This is a genomic window from Roseateles subflavus (assembly GCF_030285365.1).
In the GTDB taxonomy this organism is placed as follows: Bacteria; Pseudomonadota; Gammaproteobacteria; order Burkholderiales; family Burkholderiaceae_C; genus Roseateles_B; species Roseateles_B subflavus.
Genome location: NZ_JASVDS010000005.1, coordinates 248,072 through 265,800 on the forward strand (window position 1 = coordinate 248,072; position 17,729 = coordinate 265,800).

Consider the following 17,729-nt stretch of genomic DNA (forward strand, 5'->3'; position numbering starts at 1 on the left):
CACTGCACTTGCCTTGGCTGGGCACGACACACAGCACGGAGGCGCCATGGCAGCCCGGTCCCTACGCATCGTCCTCATCAGCGAACATGCCTCGCCCCTGGCCCAGGCCGGCAGCGTGGACGCCGGCGGGCAGAACATCTACGTCGCCCACGTCGCGGCGGCGCTGGCCCGGCGCGGCCATGAGGTGGAGGTGCTCACCCGGCGCGACAGCCCCGAGCTGCCCGCGGTGCAGCCGATGGGAGAGGGCGTGCGCGTGCACCACCTGGACGCCGGCCCGGCGCAGTTCATTCCGAAGGAGCAGCTGCTGCCGCATGTGCGCGACTTCGAGCTCCAGGCCCGCGCGCTGCTGCGGCGGCTGCCGCCCTGCGACCTCGTGCACGCGAACTTCTTCATGTCGGGCCTAGCCGGGCTGCAGCTGCAGCGGCGTCTGGGCCTGCCGCTGGTCGTGACCTTCCACGCGCTGGGCGCGGTGCGCCGCCTGCATCAGGCCGGGGCCGACAGCTTTCCGGTGGAACGTGTGGACCTGGAGCGCCAGGTGGCGCACGGCGCGGACCGCGTGATCGCCGAGTGCCCCCAGGACCGGCAGGACCTGATGACCCACTACCACCTGCCCGAGCGCCAGATCACCGAGGTGCCCTGCGGTGTGGACCTGCACGAGTTCCGCCCTGGCGACCTGCAGGCGGCGCGGGCCCGTCTGGGCCTGTCGCCGCGGGACTTCATCGTGCTGCAGCTGGGCCGGCTCGTGCCGCGCAAGGGCATCGACAACGTCATCCGCGCGCTGTCCCGCCTGCCGGGCATCCACAACGACGAGTGCCCGCGCCGGGCGCGTCTGCTGGTCGTGGGCGGTGAGTCGGAGCAGCCGGACGAGCGCCTCACGCCGGAGATCGGGCGGCTGCGCCGGCTGGCGCAGTCGCTGGGCGTGAAGGACCGCGTGCAGTTCATCGGGCGCCGCAGTCGGCCGGAGCTGGCGAGCTACTACCAGGCTGCCGATGTGTTCGTCAGCACGCCCTGGTACGAGCCCTTCGGCATCACGCCGCTGGAGAGCATGGCCTGTGCCCGCCCGGTGATCGGCAGCGCCGTGGGCGGCATCCAGCACACCGTGGTGGACGGCGTCACCGGCTATCTCGTGCCGCCCATGGACGCCGACACGTTGGCCGCCCATCTGGACTGGCTGCGCCAGCATCCGCAGCAGGCGGAGGCCATGGGGCGCGCCGGGCTCGGGCGCGTGCGCCGCATGTTCACCTGGGACCAGGTCGCCGCGCGGCTGGAGGCGGTCTATCGCCGCGTGATGGCCGAGCGCAGCCAGCCCGTGACCGCAACCGCGGCCCACGGCCTGGGGCTGCTGCCGGCGGGGCTGGGCCGGGTGCCGGCGGGGGCGGTGGGCATGAAGCCTCTGCTGCCCGCGCGGACGCCCTTGTGGTCCGAGCCCGCATCGGCCGTCGCGGCCTGGGGAGCCAAGGCATGAACGGCGACGCGCTGCATGGCATGCGGACCGACCAGTACGGTCACCGCGCGAGCCGCCGCAAGCCGCTGCCGGGGCGCGCTGCGGTCTTCGTGCCCGAGGCCTGCGTGCTGGACTGGCACCTGCCCGACGCGGCCGATGTCGAGGCCGTGCACTGGCGTCCCCGGGCGCTCGCCGCGCTGCAGACGCTGGAGCTGCGGGGCTATCGCGTGGTGCTGGTCAACGGGGCGGAGATGGCGGAGCCCGGCGCGCAGGACCCGGCGGCACAGGCGATGCGCTCCGCCGGCGCGAACCGGGCCTTGCTGCAGCGCCTGGCCGAGGAAGGCCAGGTGCATCCGGCCGGCATCCTCGCACCGGTGACCCCGAAGGAGCTGCCCGACGTGCTGCAGCACACGGCGCAATGCCATCGCCTGGACCTGCGCCGGGGCTGGTTCCTGAGCTGGGAGGAGGGCCTGGGTGCGGCCAGCCGGCGGGCGGGTTGCCGCAGCGTCCGGCTGATCGAGCCGGGGCGCCCCCTGCGCCGCCGCTGGCCGCTGCTGCGCGGGCATGTGCCCATGAAGTTCGTCGATGCGGCGGCCTTCATCCTCCGCTGCGACGGGCATCCGCCCGCGGAGTTCGAGGGCGAGGGGCCCACCGCGCCGGCCGCCACCCCCTGCGCCTGCCGTCCATGAGCGGCACCGCGACGACGCCGCGCTGGCAGCAGGCCCGGCGGGTCCTGCTGGTCCGGCTCGATGGCCTGGGTGACGTGCTGATGTGCACGCCCGCCATGGCGGCGGTCCGTGCGGCGCTGCCCGGGGCGCGCCTGACCTTGCTGACCTCGCCCGCCGCGGCCGGCCTCCTGCCGCACCTGCCGGAGCTGGACCAGGTGATCCCCTTCGAGGCGCCCTGGGTGCGGGGGCCCGTCGAGGCCGTCACCGGCCACGCCGAGCGCGCGCTGCTGCGGCATCTGCGGCGGGCGCGATTCGACGCCGCCCTCATCTTCAGCACCTGCACGCAGAGCGCGCTGCCCGCGGCGCTGCTGTGCCGCCTGGCGGGCATTCCGCTGCGCCTGGCTCACAGCCGCGAGCCGGCCTATGGGCTGTTGAGCGATCGCCTGCCGGAGTCGGATGTGCTGGGGCCGGACATGCGGCATGAGGTGCAGCGGCAGCTCGATCTCGTGGCGAGTGTCGGCTTCGAAGCCCGGGACGCCCGCCTGCGGTTCACGCGCCAGCCGGCGGACGATGAGCGGATGCGGCAGCGGCTGGAGGCACTCGGGCTCGGCGCCGGACAGGCCTATGTCCTGCTGCATCCGGGCGCCACCGCACCGTCGCGGCGCTATCCCTCCGAAGCCTTTGCGGCGGCGATGGCGCAGCTGCGCGCGAGCGCGCCGACGGGCCTCGCGCTCGTGGTGTGTGCGGGGGCGGGCGAGTCGTCGCTGCTGGCGCCGCTGCGAGAGCCCGTGCCGGGATGGGCGCCCCTCGTGGTCTCCGAGCCGCTGAGCATCGGGGAGCTGGCCGCCCTGGTGGCAGGCGCCCGGGTGCTTGTCGCCAACAACAGCGGGCCGGTGCACCTGGCCGCGGCGCTGGGCACGCCGGTCGTGGACGTGTATGCCCTGACCAATCCCCAGCACACGCCCTGGCGCGTGCGCTCCCGCGTGCTGAGCCACGAGGTGCCCTGCCGCGACTGCCTGCGCAGCCGCTGTCCGCTGCCCCAGCATCCCTGCCTGCGCGGCGTGCCGCCCGCGGCGGTGGCGCAGGCCGCCCTGGAGCTGCTGGCGGGGGCACCGTCATGAGCATGCGCTCGGAAGGCCCGCCGCTGCAGGTGCCTCTGCCGCTGCTCGTGTCCGTTGTCGTGCCCACCTACCGGCGGCCGGCGCTGCTGGAGCGCTGTCTGGCGGCGCTGCTGGACCAGACGCTGGCGACGGCCTGCTACGAGGTCCTCGTCGTCGACGATGGCCACGAGGACGCGGTGCTGCGCCTGGTGGAGCGCCTGGCGCAGCGGCCGGGCGCGCCGGCCTTGCACTGCCTGCGCCCGTCGACGGGACGTGGGCCCGCCGTGGCGCGCAACTGCGGCTGGCGTGCCGCGCGGGCGCCGCTCGTGGCCTTCACCGACGACGACACCATTGCGGACCGCCACTGGCTGCACCACGGCCTCGTCGGCATGCGGCCGGAGTGGCTCGCGCAGGCGGGGCGCGTGCGCGTGCCGCGCCGACGCGCCCGGGAGCGCCCGCCGACGGACCACGAGCTGATGACGCGGGGCCTCGAACGTGCCGAGTTCGTGACCGCCAATGCCTTCGTCTGGCGGGCCGCCTTAGTCCTTGTCGGCGGCTTCGACGAGCGCTTCCAGCGCCCCTGGCGCGAGGACGCCGACCTGCAGTTCCGCCTCGAGGCGCTGGGCACGGTCGGCCGCTGCGAGCAGGCGTTGGTGTGGCATCCCGTGCGGCGCGAGTCCTGGGGCGTGTCGCTTCGTCAGCAGCGCAATGTCTTCTTCGACGCGCTGCTGTACCGCAAGCATCCGCAGCTCTACCGCGTGCGGGTGCGGCAGCGGCCGCCCTGGGACTACTACCTGATCGTGGCGCTGACGGTCCTCGGCGCGCTGCTGATGTCGACCGGGCCCGCCTGGGGCGCGGCGGCGGCGCTGGCGGCGGCCCTGGCGCTGGTGCTGGCCTTCGCGGCCCGCCGCCTGCGCCACACGGCGCGCACGCCCTCGCATGTGGGCGAGGTGCTGCTGACCTCGGCGCTGATCCCGTTTCTCTCGGTGTACTGGCGTCTGCGCGGCGCCCTGCATTTCAAGGTGTTGTTCCTATGAGCCATTCCCTGGCCGTGCCCGGCGAGGTGCGCCGCATCGTGGTGCTGCGCGCCCTGGGGCTCGGCGATCTGCTGTGCGCAGGGCCGGCCCTGCGTGCCTTGCGGGCGGGCTTTCCCGAGGCCGACATCGCGCTGCTGGGTCTGCCCTGGGCACAGGGCTTCGTGACGCGGCACGAGGTCGTCGACCGCTGGATCGGCCTCCCCGGCTGGCCCGGGCTCGACGAACAGCCCCTGCGGCCCGAGGCGCTGCCGGCCTTCCTGACCGACATGCAGCGCCAGCGCTTCGACCTGGCCGTGCAGTTGCACGGCAGCGGCACGGCGAGCAATGGCCTCGTGGCGCTGCTGGGGGCGCGTCTGTGCGCGGGCTTCCACCGCGCGGGCGGCTGGGTGCCGCCCGGTCAGGAACTTCGTTTCAGGCCCTGGCCGGAGCACGGGCACGAGAGCCAGCGCCTGCTGGCGCTGTGCCGTCACCTCGGGATGCCCGCCGTGGACGAGCGCCTGAGCTTTCCCCTGCGGCCCGGGGACCGCGAGGCCCTGGGGCAGGTGTGGCCCGGCCTCGCTGCGGACGCGCCCTATGTGTGCCTGCACGCCGGCGCGCAGCTGGCTTCGCGGCGCTGGCCGGCCCAGCGCTTCGCGGCCGTGGCGGACGCGCTGTACGACGCGGGCTACCGCATCGTGCTGAGCGGCAGCGCCGCGGAACTGCCACTCGCCCGGCAGCTGGAGGACCTGATGCGGGCGCCCTGCGACAACCTCGTCGGCCTGACCAGCCTGTGGACCCTGGGCGCGCTGATCGCCGGGGCGCGCGGCCTCATCGCCAATGACACGGGCGTCTCGCACATCGCGGCGGCGCTGGCCGTGCCCAGCCTGATCGTCTCGAGTGGCGGCGACGTGTCGCGCTGGGCCCCCCCCGACCCGGCGCTGCATCGCGTGCTGAGCAAGCCCGCGCCCTGCCGCCCCTGCGCCCACCGCGAGTGCCCCACGGGCCATGGCTGCGCGCACGCGCTGAGTGTCTACGAGGTGCTCGAGGCGCTGCAGTCCGTGCTGGACCTGCCGCCGATCACGGCCGCCCCGGCGGCCGTCCCCCTGTCCCTCTCCACCTTCAAGGGAGCCACCCATGGCGCGTCGTCTGCGCATCCTGACCTGGCACGTGCATGGCAACTACCTCTACAACCTCAGCCAGGTCCCGCATGACTTCTTCCTGGTGAAGGACAGCTCCGGCCTGCCGTCCCGCAGCGGCCGCTGCGGAGACCTGCCCTTCGGTGCCAATGTGCACGACGCGCCGGCCGAGGCGCTGCATGCGATGGCCTTCGACGCCGTGCTCTACCAGTCTCGCCAGGCCTGGGAGGAGGACCGCCTGAGCCTGCTGAGCCCGGCACAGCAGCGCCTGCCGCGCCTGGTGCTGGAGCACGATCCCCCGCAGGCCCATCCGACCGCCACCGTCCACTGGGCCGACGATCCGCAGACCATGCTGGTGCACGTCACGCCCTTCAACGCGCTGATGTGGGACGCCGGGCGCTGCCCGGTCCGCGTGATCGAGCATGGCGTGACCCCGCTGGAGGACATCCCCTGGCAGGGGCGCTGGGCGCGCGGGCTGGTGGTCGTCAACCATCTCCAGCGACGCGGTCGGCGCCTGGGGGCCGATCTCTACCTCACGCTGCAGTCGTCGGTGCCGCTGAGCCTCGCGGGCATGGGCAGCGAGGGCCTGCCCGGCGGGCTCGGCGAGATCGGCCACCGGCAGCTGCCGCGCCTGATGGCGGCGCACCGCTTCTTCTTCCACCCGGCGCGCTACACCAGCCTCGGCCTCGCCCTCATCGAGGCCATGATGCTGGGCATGCCGGTGGTGGGGCTGGCGACGACCGAGCTGTCCACGGTGATCCGCAGCGGCGAGAACGGCTTCATCGACACACGCGTCGAGCGGGTCGCCGCCGCGATGCAGGCGCTGCTGGAGGACCACGCGCTCGCGGCGCAATGGGGGCGTGCCGGCCGGCAGCTGGCGCGGGAGCGCTTCGGCATCGAGCGCTTCGTTCGTGACTGGCAGCAGCTGCTGGCCGAGGTCTGCCGATGAGCCCGACCTCCGCACCCCCCCCCCGCTGGCGCCCCTGCGACCGGGCGAGCGCGTGCTCGTGACGGGGGGCGCCGGCTTCCTGGGCAGCCACCTGTGCGAGCAGCTGCTGGCGCTCGGCTGCGAGGTGATGGCGCTGGACGATCTCAGCAGCGGCGACCTCCAGCACCTCGCGCCCCTGCTCGAGCATCCGCGCCTGCGCTTCGTGCACGGCGACGTCTGCCTCCCGCCCCCGCCCGAGGCCGAAGGGGTGAGCCGCATCTTCAACCTCGCCTGCCCCGCGAGCCCCGCGCTCTACCAGCGCCAGCCGGTGCAGACGGTGCTCGCCAGTGTGCTGGGCGTCTGGCAGCTCCTGGAGCTGGCCCGTCGCAGCGGGGCGCGGCTGCTGCAGGCCTCGACGAGCGAGGTCTACGGCGACGCGCTGCGGCATCCGCAGCAGGAGGAGGACTGGGGCCATGTGAACCCGGTCGGCCCGCGCGCCTGCTACGACGAAGGCAAGCGCTGCGCGGAGGCGATGCTGCTGTCCTACGCGCAGCAGCTGGGCACCGATGTGGGCATCGCCCGCCTGTTCAACACCTACGGTCCGCGGCTGAACCCGGGCGACGGGCGCGTGGTGTGCAACTTCATCGTGCAGGCCCTGCGCGGCGAACCGCTGACCCTCTACGGCAACGGCACCCAGACCCGCAGCTTCTGCTATGTGGACGACACGGTGCGCGGCCTGATCGCCCTGATGGCCTCCGGGCTGCGCGGCCCGGTGAACCTCGGCAATCCCGAGGAATGCAGCATGGCGACGCTGGCCGCGCGGGTGCAGGCGGTGACGGGCAGTGCCTCGGGCGTGGTCTGCCGGCCGCTGCCGCCGGACGATCCCCGCCGCCGCCGGCCGGACATCCGGCTGGCGCGCCAGTGGCTGGGCTGGACGCCGCAGGTCGATCTGGACACGGGCCTGCGGCGCACGGTGGACTACTTCAGGGCCCGCCTGGGCGTGGACGGGCCGCGTCCGGCTCCCGGGTCGCGACCGCTGCCGCCTGCGCCAGCACGTCCGCCAGGGCCGTGAACAGCCGGGTCTGCGCGGCCCGGTAGGCGCGGGTGTGGGCCGCACGCCGCCGGCGCCACGCCCCATGGACCCGGCGTTCGGTCGAGCGCGGGCGTCCGATCCCCTGTGCGATGACGTCAGCCAGGGCCGGGGTCAGGTCTTGCCCGCTGAGGGCGGGCAGGCGCAGCACCGGCAGCCCCGCGGCCCGGGCCAGCGCGAGCAGCTCGGGCCGGCCACGGGCCGGGAGCAGTGCCGCATCGCAGGCCCACAGCACGCCGGGCAGGAGCTCGGGCGCCAGCTCACCCAGGGCCGTGATGGGCGCGGGCTCCGGCGCCGGGCCGGGCGGCCCGAGCCGGTAGAGCCGGCAGCCCGGCAGTGCCGTCAGCAGCAGGTCCACCAGCGAGGGCAGCAGGGCCGGGTCGGGCGCGGCGTCGGCCATGGCCGGGAGCAGCAGACGCGGCCCGGTGCGCGGCCCGAGCAGGCGCTCGGCCTCCTGCGCCTCGTAGCTGCCCGCCGGCGGCGGCCGCAGCTGGTCCGCGGGCAGGCCCCGGGGCAGCGGCAGCGTCCGGGGATGGCGCGCGGCCCAGGCGCGGCGCAGGCCGGGGGACTCGCACAAGAGCAGGTCCCGGGCGGCGAGTCCCGGCGGAAGCGCCACCGCCGCCTGCGGCCGCGGCTGCCAGATCAGCGCGGCGTCCGGGAAGGCGGCCCGGGCCAGCCGCGCCATCGGGATGCCGTCGGGAGGGCGCATGAGCCAGACGGCCGTGCCGCCGGACGGGCCCGGCCCGAGCGCCGCGCGCAGACTGGCGAGGGCCGGGCCGGCCTGCAGGGCCCAGCCCCCGGGGCCGAGGCCGTGGAGCACGAGCAGGCTCATCGCCGGACCGAGCGCATGGCGGCGGATCTCGGCGGGTCCCGGGGACGGCCCGGGGGGCTCGGCCACCAGCACCTCGAAGGACGCCGCCGCCAGCTGCCGCAACAGCCGCTGCAGGCCCGCCTCCAGCCGCTCCCATCGGGCGGGCAGCAGCACGAGCAGGCGGCGTTCGTGGGGGGAGGCCTGCCGCTGCCAGTCGCGCAGCGCGCCCGCGCAGGCCTGGACGAGATGGCGCTGGCCGCCCGCCGCCGCATCGTCCACGTGCCACAGGCCGCAGCGGTGCCAGCGCGTGGCGTCCTGCCAGTCCGGCCGGTCCAGCAGCGGGTAGAGGCAGACGCCGGCCAGTGGCACGCCCTTGGCCCGGGCCTGGCGGGCCTCGCCCGCGACCTCGTGCAGCCAGGCGGCGCGGCCCATGCCCACGTGGCCGGTCTCGGCGAGGGCCAGCGGCCGCCCGTAGCGCCGCCAGGCCTCGTGCAGGAGCGCGTGCAGCGGCAGGCGGCGCGGGTCGCGCAGATGCCAGGCCAGTCGTGCCTCGCTGGGCGCCTCCCACTGGCTGCTGTGGTAGTGGTTGAAGCCCAGGCAGTCCAGCGCCTGGGGGTGCCCGCCGAGTGCCGGCTCCAGGCGCCCGCACAGCAGGTCCAGGGTCTGCCACTGGTAGTCGCGGATCTGCTGCGCGAGTGGGGCCAGATCGGGGCGGTCGAGGGGCGGGGCCACGTGCACCAGCGGCTCCACGTGCAGGAAGCGCGCCTCGGGATCCTCGGCGCGGATGGCCGCCATCGCTGCCAGCGCCGCGCGGGCGAGCCGGCGCTTGACGTCGTAGCCGCTGTGCGCCGTGCTGGCCGCATCCAGGCCACGCAGGGCCTCGGGCGCGCCCGGGTCCCGCAGCAGGCCGCCGCTGGTGGCGGCCCAGGCGAGGAAGCTGATCTCGTTGATCGGCGTGTACACGCGGGGGCCGGGCATCAGCGGGCGCAGCGTGCGCGCCACCGCCGCGGCGAAACGGGCGAAGCGCGCGATGAGGGCGTCGTCGAAGAGCGAGAGGTCGGTGGGCACGCCGTAGTGCATCAGTGTCCACAGCGGCTGGACGCCGGCTCGCCGCGCGGCCTGCGCCACGCGGTGCACCCGGCGCAGGTCCAGCGTGCCGCCGGGCGCCTCGCTCAGGCGCCAGCCGATGCTTTCCCGCAGCGTGCGCAGGCCCAGGCGTGCGGCGCGGCGGTAGTCCTCGTCGAGGCGGTCCAGGTGACCGCTCGCCCGCCCCATGTCCAGCGCCTGCCCCTGCGCGTTCACGTGGTCCGCGCCCTCGTAGCCGCCCATCCAGAAGGAGCTGAACACGGCGGCCGCTGCGGGAGGCTCAGCCGGCCAGGCCGAGCTGCTGCTCGATCTGCGCGCACAGGGCGTGGCCGACGAACAGGTGGGCTTCCTGGATCCGCGCCGTGTCCTCGTGGGGCACGACAAGACACTGGTCGCAGAAGCTGGGCATGTAGCCGCCGTCGCGACCCGTGAGTCCCAGGGTGTGCAGACCGGCTGCGCGGGCGACGGCCAGGGCGCGCAGCACGCTGCGGGACTTGCCCGACGTCGAGATGCCGACGGCGCAGTCGCCCGGGCGGCCCAGTGCGGCGACCTGGCGCGCGAAGACCTCGTCGTAGCCATAGTCGTTGGCCACGCAGGTGAGGACCGAGGTGTCGGTCGTGAGCGCGAGCGCGGCCAGCGGCCGGCGCTCGCGGCGGAAGCGGCCGGCGAACTCCGCGGCGAGATGCTGGCAGTCGGCGGCCGAGCCGCCATTGCCGAAGAAGAGCAGCTTGTGACCCGCGCGCAGGGCGGCGCTCATCTGCCAGGCCATGCGGCCGACGAGCATCTGCTGCCGGTGCAGCGCCACGAAGACCTCGAGGTGCTCGCGCAGCAGCGTGTCGAAGAGGGGCGGGCGCCCGTCCGTCTGCGCGCTGGCCGGTGCCGTCGCCTGGGAGCTGGGGACTTCGTTCATGCGAGGTCGTCCTCGAAGATGCCCAGTTCGGCCAGGCTCAGCCGCGCGGTGCCGAACTTGCCGACCACGATGCCGGCCGCCCGGTTGGCCATGCGCACCGCCTGCTCCAGTCCTGCGCCGCGCACCAGGAAGCAGGCCAGCGCGGCGAGCGCCGTGTCGCCCGCGCCGCTGACGTCGTAGACCTCGCGGGTCTCGGCCGGCACCTGCAGCACCGCACCGCCGCGGCAGTACAGCGTCATGCCTTCGGCGCCGCGCGTCACCAGCAGGTGCTCGATCTCGAGGCTCGCCAGCAGCGCATCGACCCGGCGCCGCAGCGCCGCCTCGTCGGCCCAGTCGCCCAGCGCCGCCTGCAGCTCGGCCAGATTGGGCTTGAGGAGCCAGGCCCCGCGGTAGGCCCCGAGGTCGGGGTTCTTGGGATCGACCAGCGTCCGGCAGCCGGCCCGGCGCGCGTCGAGCAGCAGTTGCGCACTCTCGTGCAGGGTGCCCTTGCCGTAGTCGGACAGCAGCAGGTAGCGGTGCCGTGGCAGCAGCGGCCGTACGAGTGACATCAGCGCCTCCGCCACCGGCGCGGGCACCGGCTGCTCGATGTCCATGCGCAGCAGCTGCTGGCGCTGGCTCACCAGGCGGATCTTCTGCGTCGTGGGGAAGAGCGGGCTGCGCACCCAGTGGCGCTTGATGTGCGGGTGGTCCAGCAGCTGCTCCAGGCAGAAGCCGGCGGCGTCCTCGCCCAGCGAGCTGGCCAGGCTGCAGGGACACCCGAGGCTCGCGAGGTTGAGGGCCACATTGGAGGCCCCGCCGGCGCGTGGCGAACGCCGCTGCATGCGCAGCACGGGCACGGGCGCCTCGGGCGAGATGCGCTGCACGGCGCCTTCGAGGTAGAGGTCCAGCATGCAGTCCCCGACGACCAGCACCTGCGGTTCGGCCCTCATGGCACCTCCTGCCGACGGCGGTCGGGGTCGCCCGACCGGTGCCGCAGCCGCGCCAGCATCGCGGTGGTCGAGTGGCCGTCCAGATAGGGCTCGATGAGGGTGCGCCCGCCCCAGCGCGCGATCTGCCGGGTCTCCGGCAGCGCCTCTGCGCGGTAGTCGCCGCCCTTCACGTAGACCTCGGGCCGCAGCACCTCGATCAGCAGGGCCGGCGTGGGCGCGTCGAACCAGCTCACCCAGCGCACGCAGCCCAGCGCCGCGACGAGCCGCGCCCGCTGCGCCAGCGGCAGGACCGGCCGCTCGCCCGGCTTGCCCAGGCCGCGGGCCGAGGCGTCCGCATTGAGCGCCACCACGAGGCAGGCGCCGTGCCGCCGGGCGCGCTCCAGGCAGGCCACATGGCCCACGTGGAGCAGGTCGAAGACGCCGTTGGTGAAGACCAGCGGCCGCGGCAGAGCGGAGGCCAGGACCGCCAGTGCGGCCGGTTCCAGGCATTTGCTTGAGCTGTCCCAGGCGTGCTGCACGATGCCCCGTCTGCGTGAAGGAGTGATCCCGGCCCTGGGCACGCGCCGTGCCTGCATGGACCGGCCGCTGGCCCTTCGGGAGATGCGGGGCCCCGCCGGCGGCCGGGTAGAACTTGCGGCAAGCCCCAGCCGGCCCGAGCGGTCACCGCGGCACGTCAAATCCGGTTACGCCAGCTTTCAACTGCAGGGCAGGAATCCGCGGGTGGGTCGGTCATAGTGCTGGCTTCGGCAACGCAGGGGCGGGCGGCTGGCGACGGCAGCGGCGTCGTGAGAGCGGCTTGAGAAGCGCCTGTGAAGGGCTTGAGAAGGGCTTGAGAATGGCATTGCCGGTCGTCCACGTGAAGTCCAGCCTGCTGCTGCTCGCGCTGGCGGCGGTGGTGCCGCTGGTCGTCTTCTGCGCGACCGCCGCCTGGCTGCTCGTCGACCGCGAGAGCGACAGCCTCGTCCACACCGCCCTGGCCCGAAACAGCGCGACCATCGGCACCATTGATGCCCGGCTGCTGAGCAGCATCGACGCGCTGCGGGCGCTGAGCGCCTCTCGCAGTCTCAGCCAGCACGACCTGCAGTCCTTTCACACGGATGCCCAGGCCGTGCTGCAGACCCAGGAGGGCTGGCAGAACATCACGCTGGCGGCGCCGGACGGGGTGCAGCTCGTCAATGCGCGACTGCCGTGGGGGACGACCCTCATCCGGCACCTCGTCGAGCCGGAGTCCTTCCGCAAGTCGCTCAGCACCGGCGCGCCGGCCATCGGGAATGTCTCGCAGGCGCCCAAGCTGGGCGGGCAGGCGGGCATCGCCGTGCGGCTGCCGGTGCTGATGGAGAACGAGGTGACCTATGTGCTCACGGCCGTCCTGAATCCGCGGATCTTCCAGGATGTGCTGGAGGCGCAGCGCCTGCCCCCGGGCGCGATGACGGGCGTCGTGGGGACGGACGGGCGTCTCATCGCGCGCCTGCCCCGTGTGCAGCCGGGCACGCCGACCTCCCGGGACTACGACGCCCACACCCGCGGCAAGAGCCAGGGCTGGTTCCGCGGCACCACGCTGGAGGGCGTGGAGACCTACACCGCCTTCTCGCGATCCGATCTCACCGGCTGGTCCATCGCCTATGCGCTCCCGGCCGAAGCCGTGACCGGCGGCATGCAGGGGGCCGCCTTCCTGACCCTGGCCGGGCTGGCCGCTTCGCTGGCGGCCGCCCTGCTGATCGCGGCATGGCTCGGGCGGCTGATCTCCCGCCCGATCGCGGCCCTTGCCACGGCGGCCGAGGCGCTGCCGGCTTCCGTGCCGGCGCTGCATGTCAAGACGCATCTCCTGGAACTGCAGCAGCTCGCCCGGGCGCTGCAGACGGCGGGAGAGCGCCTGCAGGCGCGTGACGAGGAGCTGCGGGTGACCCACGAGGAGCTCCGGCGCCAGGCACAGCACCTGCAGGAGGCGGCGCAGAAGAAGAGCCGCTTCCTCGCGCTGCTGGCGCACGAGCTGCGCAATCCGCTGGCGCCGTTGCGGACGGGCCTGGCCCTGCTGCCGGGGACGGCCGAGCCCCAGCGCCGGGCCGAGATCGAGGCCATGATGGACCGCCAGATCCGCACGCTGGCCCGCCTCATCGAGGACCTGGTCGACGTGAGTCGCATCGACCGCGGGCAGCTGGCCCTGCGTCGCGAGCGGCTGGACCTGAACGAGCTGGTCCGCCAGGCGATGGAGGTGGCGGCGCCGGGCGTGCAGGCGAAGCGGCAGACGATGACGGTCCGCTGCCCGCCCGAACCGTTGCATGTCGATGTGGACGGCGTCCGGCTGATCCAGGTCATCTCCAACCTGCTCAACAACGCCTGCAACTACACCCCGCCGGGCGGCACCATCGAGATGGTCGTGACCCGGCATGAGGCGTCGGCGCGGATCACCGTGTCGGACACCGGCGTCGGCTTCACGAGCCAGGAGGCCGAGCGCATGTTCGGCATGTTCGTCCGCCTCCGCGAGGGCCGGGAGCGCAGCAACGAGGGCCTCGGCATCGGCCTCACCATCGCGCAGGCCTTTGCCCAGCAGCACGGCGGCACGCTGGTGGGGCACAGCGAGGGGCCGGGCCGCGGCGCCGTCTTCACCCTGCGACTGCCGCTCAGCCGCGCGCCCGCCGACGCGTCGGTGCCGTCGCCCGAGGCGCCGGGCGGACAGCCCTCGCTGGCCGGGCGGCGGGTGCTGGTGGCGGACGACAACGTCGATGCCGCGGAGACCCTGGCGGCCCTGCTGCGCGGCGAGTCCTTCGACGTGGCCTGCGTTCACGACGGCCTGCACGCGGTGGAGCTGGGCCTCTCGTGGGCGCCGCAGGTGGCCTTCCTCGACATCGACATGCCCCGGCTGTCGGGCGTCCAGGTGGCCCAGCAGCTGCGGGCTCGGCACGGCCGGCACATCGTGCTGGCCGCGCTGTCGGGCCTCAGCCGGGCCCAGCTCGAGGTGCAGCTGGCCGAGGACGTCTTCGATGCCTTCCTGAGCAAGCCCGCCGACCCGGCGGAGCTGCTGCGCATCGCCCATCTGGCCGAGCCGGGCTGAGCCCGGCTCACGGCTCACGGCGAGGGCATCGAGGCGGCCTCGGCCCCCGGCGCTTGCGCGATCAGGCGCAGCACCAGCTCGGGGTCCACGGGCTTGGTGAGGTGGTGGTCGAAGCCGGCTGCGATCGCCTCCCGGCGGTCCGCCTCCTGGCCCCAGCCGGTGATGGCGATCAGCACGGGCCGCTCCCCGCCCGGCAACGCCCGGATCGCGCGGGCCACCTCCTTGCCGTCCTGCAGCGGCATGCCGATGTCCAGCAGGCAGACATCGGCGGCGTCGGCGCGGAACGCCGCCACGGCCTGCTCGCCGTTGTAGGCGCACGTGACGCGGTGGCCGTGCATCTGCAGCAGCGCGGACAGGGTCTGGGCCGCCTCCTCGTTGTCGTCGGCGATCAGCACGTGGCGGGCGCGTGTCGGCGGCGTCGTCTCGTCGCTGGCGTGCGGCGCCGGCTCTCGCGCGGCGGGCTGGCTGATGTGCAGCAAGGGAATGCGCACCGTGAAGTGGCTGCCGCAGCCGGGGCCCGCGCTGAAGGCGCTGATGCGGCCGCCGTGCAGGCTCACCAGCCCGCGCGCGAGCGCCAGGCCGATGCCCAGGCCGCCGCCGGGCTTCCCCTCGTCGCCGCTGCCCAGGCGCGTGTACATGTGGAAGACCTCCGACAGCGACTGCGGCGGCATGCCGATGCCGTTGTCGCTCACCTCGATGCACAGCGAGCCGTGCGCAGCCTCGGCCCGCAGTCGGATCACGCCGCCGGCGTCCGTGTACTTGGCGGCGTTGCTCAGCAGGTTGGCGATCACCTGCGACAGTCGCAAGGCATCCGCATCGAAGCGCAGCGGCTGTGGTGGCAGCTCGACCAGCAGCTGGTGCTGCTTGGCATCGATCAGGGGGCGCACGGCCTCGACCGCATGGGAGACGATGCTGCCGAGCTCCGCGCGCTCCAGGCGCAGCAGCAGGGCGCCGCGGGCGATGCGCGAGATGTCGAGCAGATCGTCGAGCAGCAGTGCCATGTGGCGGACCTGCCGGTCGATCAGCTCGTTGCCCCAGCGCTTCTGCTCCTCGCTGGCACCGGTCGCGCTGGAGAGATGGGCGGCCTGCCGGATGGGCGCGAGCAGGTTGCGCAGCTCGTGCGCCAGCGTGGCGATGAACTCGTCCTTGCGCCGGTCGGCGTCGCGCAGCAGCTGATCGTGATGCATGCGATCGCTGACGTTGGCGGCCCACAGGGCCACGGAGGAACCCATGGGCGAGGCGATGCAGTGGAAGGTCTGGCCGGGCCCGCGGCCCGCGGGGTCGGCAGGGAGCGTGAATTCGAACTCGCAGGGTTCGCCCTGGCGCAACGCCCGCCGGGCATGGGTCAGCACGTCCGGCCGCTGTTGCCAGAAGCCCGGGTGAATGCTCAGCACCGGCCGTCCGATGACCTGCTCGCGCGTGCGCCGCAGGACCCGGGTCGCGGCGGTGTTGAGGTAGTCCAGGCGGAAATCCTCGACCTCACCCCGCGTGCCGTGCAGCGGGCTGAACACGGCGAAGGGCACGGCCGACGCATCCAGCACCGACTCGAAGCGCAGCTCCGAGGCCTCCAGCTCCGCCCGCGAGCGGGCGCGCTCGATGAAGTGCGCGGCCTTGTTGGCGCACATGTCCATGGCCGCCCGCTCCCGGGCGCTCGGCAGGCGCGCCTCGGGCAGGAAGACGCTCATGGCGCCCATCAGCTCGCCGCGGTCGTTGAGCAGGGGCAGGGCATGGACGGCATGGAGCTGATGCCGGGCCATGAGTTCGCGCATGGCATGGCAGCGCGGGTCGCGCTGGAGGTCGCTGACCAGCACGCGGGTGCGCTCCCGCATGGCGATGCCGCAGAGGCCGCCCTCCGTGGCCATGCGGTCGAGCGCCTCGCCCGGCACGTCGGAGAAGCCGATCTGGACCGAGCGCCGCGGCAGGTTTGCCTCCTGCACCGTGATCATCCCGTGCTGGCTGCCATGGATCTGCAGCGCCGTGGCCAGCACCTGCTGCAGCTGGGTGTCGAGCGTGCCGGGCACCAGCAGGCGCATGCTCAGCTCGTGCAGCCGATGCAGGTCCTCGAGCTGGGCGCCCAGCGAGGCCTTGACGCCGAGCAGGTCCGCCTCGGCCCGCTTGCGGGCGGTGATGTCGATGGCGGCGGCCTGCACATGGCGCGCGCCATCCTGCGCGTCGGCGCGGACCTGCCCGCTCAGGAGGATCCAGTAGGGCAGGCCGTCGGCGTCGGTCAGGTTCAGCTCATGGAGGAAGACCGGCTCGCGGCGGGACCCGAGCTCGTCGAGCAGCAGGTGCAGACGCTGGGCGCTCGGCGCGGGGAGCTGGCGCAGCCACTCGTCCAGCGGCACGGCGGTCGCCTGCCAGGGCAGCTGCAGCATCTCGGCGAAGCGGGCCGAGGCCTGTACGCTGCGCCGCTGCAGGTCGATCTCGACGAGACCCAGCCCGGCGTTCTCGATGTGCAGGCGCTCGGTGGACGCGGCCCGGTCGCGCGCCGCGTCCTGCCGCCTCGTGTGCCGGGCCACCAGCCCGATCAGGAGCACACCGCACAAGGCCTTCACCAGCAGCTCGGCGGGCGGCGTCGGCGGGCCGGGGCTGGAGAGGGTCAGGCTCAGCAGCCAGGGCAGGGCCCAGGAGGCGCTCAGGAGCGTGAGGCCGGCGGCAGCGCCGAAGTACAGCGAGAACACCAGCGCCAGGGGCAGCACCGCCCCGTCGAGAAGCCGGGCGGGCAGATCGGGCGTCCATCCGTCGAGGGCCAGGCCGAGCTCCCAGCCCAGGAAGTGGCTGACGGCGGTCAGCGCGCGGCCTGGCAGACCGCCACCGGCGTCGGTGCTCGGCCCGTGCCGGGCCAGGTACAGCTGAAGGGCGGTGACGAGCAGGGCTGTCGTCAGCGCGTAGGCGTGCGCTTGCCAGCGCTTCGGGCTCCCTGCGGTTGGCATGGGTTCGTGCCCCTATGGATGCTCTGTGGTCTTGTCAGGCTCCGGGTCTCCGGATGCTTGCGGGGGGGGAGAGACGCCTGGCGCGCTATTGAAGCACATCGATGGTGGGTGTGTGTAGGGAAGCGTCGGGGCTCCGGGCCTCCCCGTGAATGCACGGTGGCTCACGGGGCGGACCCGATCAAGGGATGGGCGGGAGAGGCCGCCCCGCAGACCGCGATGGGGCGCGCGATGCGCAGGGCGGCGTGGGCGTCGGCACCAGCGGCGGGAACGCCGATTGCCGTGTGGGCCGGGCAGCCGTCAGCGGTCGAGGCTCCGCCGTCGGTGTGTGCGCCAGACGCAGCAGGCGCTGCCGAGTCCGAGGACCCACAGGCCGACCCAGGTCATGCAGCGTTGCAGGCGGTGATCGCACGGCAGCGCCGGCACGGACTTGCAAGGAGGACGCTCGGTGATCAGCATGGAAGGCTCCGTGGACAGTCAATGACCGAGGAGGGCAACGCGCGTGCCTGCCGTGCCATGCGAGGGCTTGTCATCTTGATGCATCGCAGGGCTTGTCACAAGCTGATGCAAATACCCGTGGGTGGGGCGTGCATTTGAGGCGCTGGCGCTGCAAGATGCACTCGCCCCGG

13 protein-coding genes are annotated in these 17,729 nt (G+C 73.9%); 8 read left to right on the plus strand and 5 right to left on the minus strand.

Going from position 1 to position 17,729, the window contains the following annotated elements; translation table 11 throughout:
- Positions 1-46: 46 nt before the first annotated feature.
- From QRD43_RS17930 to QRD43_RS17960, 7 genes are read left to right on the plus strand one after another with little or no spacing between them, the layout of a single operon-like run.
- Positions 47-1,465: a glycosyltransferase gene (locus QRD43_RS17930; RefSeq protein WP_285983872.1), complete on the plus strand. Its 1,419-nt coding sequence runs from the start codon at positions 47-49 to the stop codon at positions 1,463-1,465.
- On the plus strand, positions 1,462-2,133 hold the full coding sequence (locus QRD43_RS17935; RefSeq protein WP_285983873.1) for a hypothetical protein: 672 nt from the start codon (positions 1,462-1,464) through the stop codon (positions 2,131-2,133). Before QRD43_RS17930 ends, QRD43_RS17935 begins: the two co-directional genes overlap by 4 nt.
- On the plus strand, positions 2,130-3,233 hold the full coding sequence (locus QRD43_RS17940) for a glycosyltransferase family 9 protein (RefSeq protein WP_285983874.1): 1,104 nt from the start codon (positions 2,130-2,132) through the stop codon (positions 3,231-3,233). Before QRD43_RS17935 ends, QRD43_RS17940 begins: the two co-directional genes overlap by 4 nt.
- Complete coding sequence (locus tag QRD43_RS17945; protein WP_285983875.1) at positions 3,230-4,249, plus strand: glycosyltransferase family 2 protein; 1,020 nt, start codon at positions 3,230-3,232, stop codon at positions 4,247-4,249. The genes QRD43_RS17940 and QRD43_RS17945 overlap by 4 nt, the downstream gene beginning before the upstream one ends.
- Positions 4,246-5,439: a glycosyltransferase family 9 protein gene (locus QRD43_RS17950; RefSeq protein WP_285983876.1), complete on the plus strand. Its 1,194-nt coding sequence runs from the start codon at positions 4,246-4,248 to the stop codon at positions 5,437-5,439. Before QRD43_RS17945 ends, QRD43_RS17950 begins: the two co-directional genes overlap by 4 nt.
- Positions 5,363-6,313 (plus strand): glycosyltransferase family 4 protein, encoded by a 951-nt coding sequence (locus QRD43_RS17955; RefSeq protein WP_285983877.1) that lies wholly within the window; start codon positions 5,363-5,365, stop codon positions 6,311-6,313. The genes QRD43_RS17950 and QRD43_RS17955 overlap by 77 nt, the downstream gene beginning before the upstream one ends.
- Positions 6,314-6,347: 34 nt before the next feature.
- Positions 6,348-7,364, plus strand: coding sequence for an NAD-dependent epimerase/dehydratase family protein (locus QRD43_RS17960; RefSeq protein ID WP_285983965.1), 1,017 nt, complete (start codon positions 6,348-6,350; stop codon positions 7,362-7,364).
- Here the strand turns inward: QRD43_RS17960 and QRD43_RS17965 are convergent.
- From QRD43_RS17965 to QRD43_RS17980, 4 genes are read right to left on the minus strand one after another with little or no spacing between them, the layout of a single operon-like run.
- Positions 7,276-9,540 carry a glycoside hydrolase family protein gene (locus tag QRD43_RS17965; RefSeq protein WP_285983878.1) on the minus strand — a complete coding sequence of 755 codons (2,265 nt, stop codon included), beginning with the start codon at positions 9,538-9,540 and terminating at the stop codon, positions 7,276-7,278. The genes QRD43_RS17960 and QRD43_RS17965 overlap by 89 nt on opposite strands.
- Positions 9,541-9,559: 19 nt before the next feature.
- On the minus strand, positions 9,560-10,189 hold the full coding sequence (locus tag QRD43_RS17970) for a D-sedoheptulose-7-phosphate isomerase (RefSeq protein ID WP_285983879.1): 630 nt from the start codon (positions 10,187-10,189) through the stop codon (positions 9,560-9,562).
- Positions 10,186-11,118, minus strand: a complete 933-nt coding sequence (locus tag QRD43_RS17975) for a bifunctional heptose 7-phosphate kinase/heptose 1-phosphate adenyltransferase (RefSeq protein WP_285983880.1) — start codon at positions 11,116-11,118, stop codon at positions 10,186-10,188. Before QRD43_RS17975 ends, QRD43_RS17970 begins: the two co-directional genes overlap by 4 nt.
- Positions 11,115-11,636 carry an adenylyltransferase/cytidyltransferase family protein gene (locus QRD43_RS17980; protein WP_285983881.1) on the minus strand — a complete coding sequence of 174 codons (522 nt, stop codon included), beginning with the start codon at positions 11,634-11,636 and terminating at the stop codon, positions 11,115-11,117. The genes QRD43_RS17975 and QRD43_RS17980 overlap by 4 nt, the downstream gene beginning before the upstream one ends.
- A gap of 317 nt (positions 11,637-11,953) precedes the next feature.
- Here QRD43_RS17980 and QRD43_RS17985 point away from each other — a divergent pair, with 317 nt between their 5' ends.
- Positions 11,954-14,170, plus strand: coding sequence for a hybrid sensor histidine kinase/response regulator (locus QRD43_RS17985; RefSeq protein WP_285983882.1), 2,217 nt, complete (start codon positions 11,954-11,956; stop codon positions 14,168-14,170).
- 14 nt (positions 14,171-14,184) lie between these two features.
- Here the strand turns inward: QRD43_RS17985 and QRD43_RS17990 are convergent, their stop codons facing one another.
- A complete protein-coding gene (locus tag QRD43_RS17990) occupies positions 14,185-17,103 on the minus strand; it encodes an ATP-binding protein (RefSeq protein WP_285983883.1) in 2,919 nt (972 codons plus the stop codon).
- Positions 17,104-17,729 lie beyond the last annotated feature (626 nt).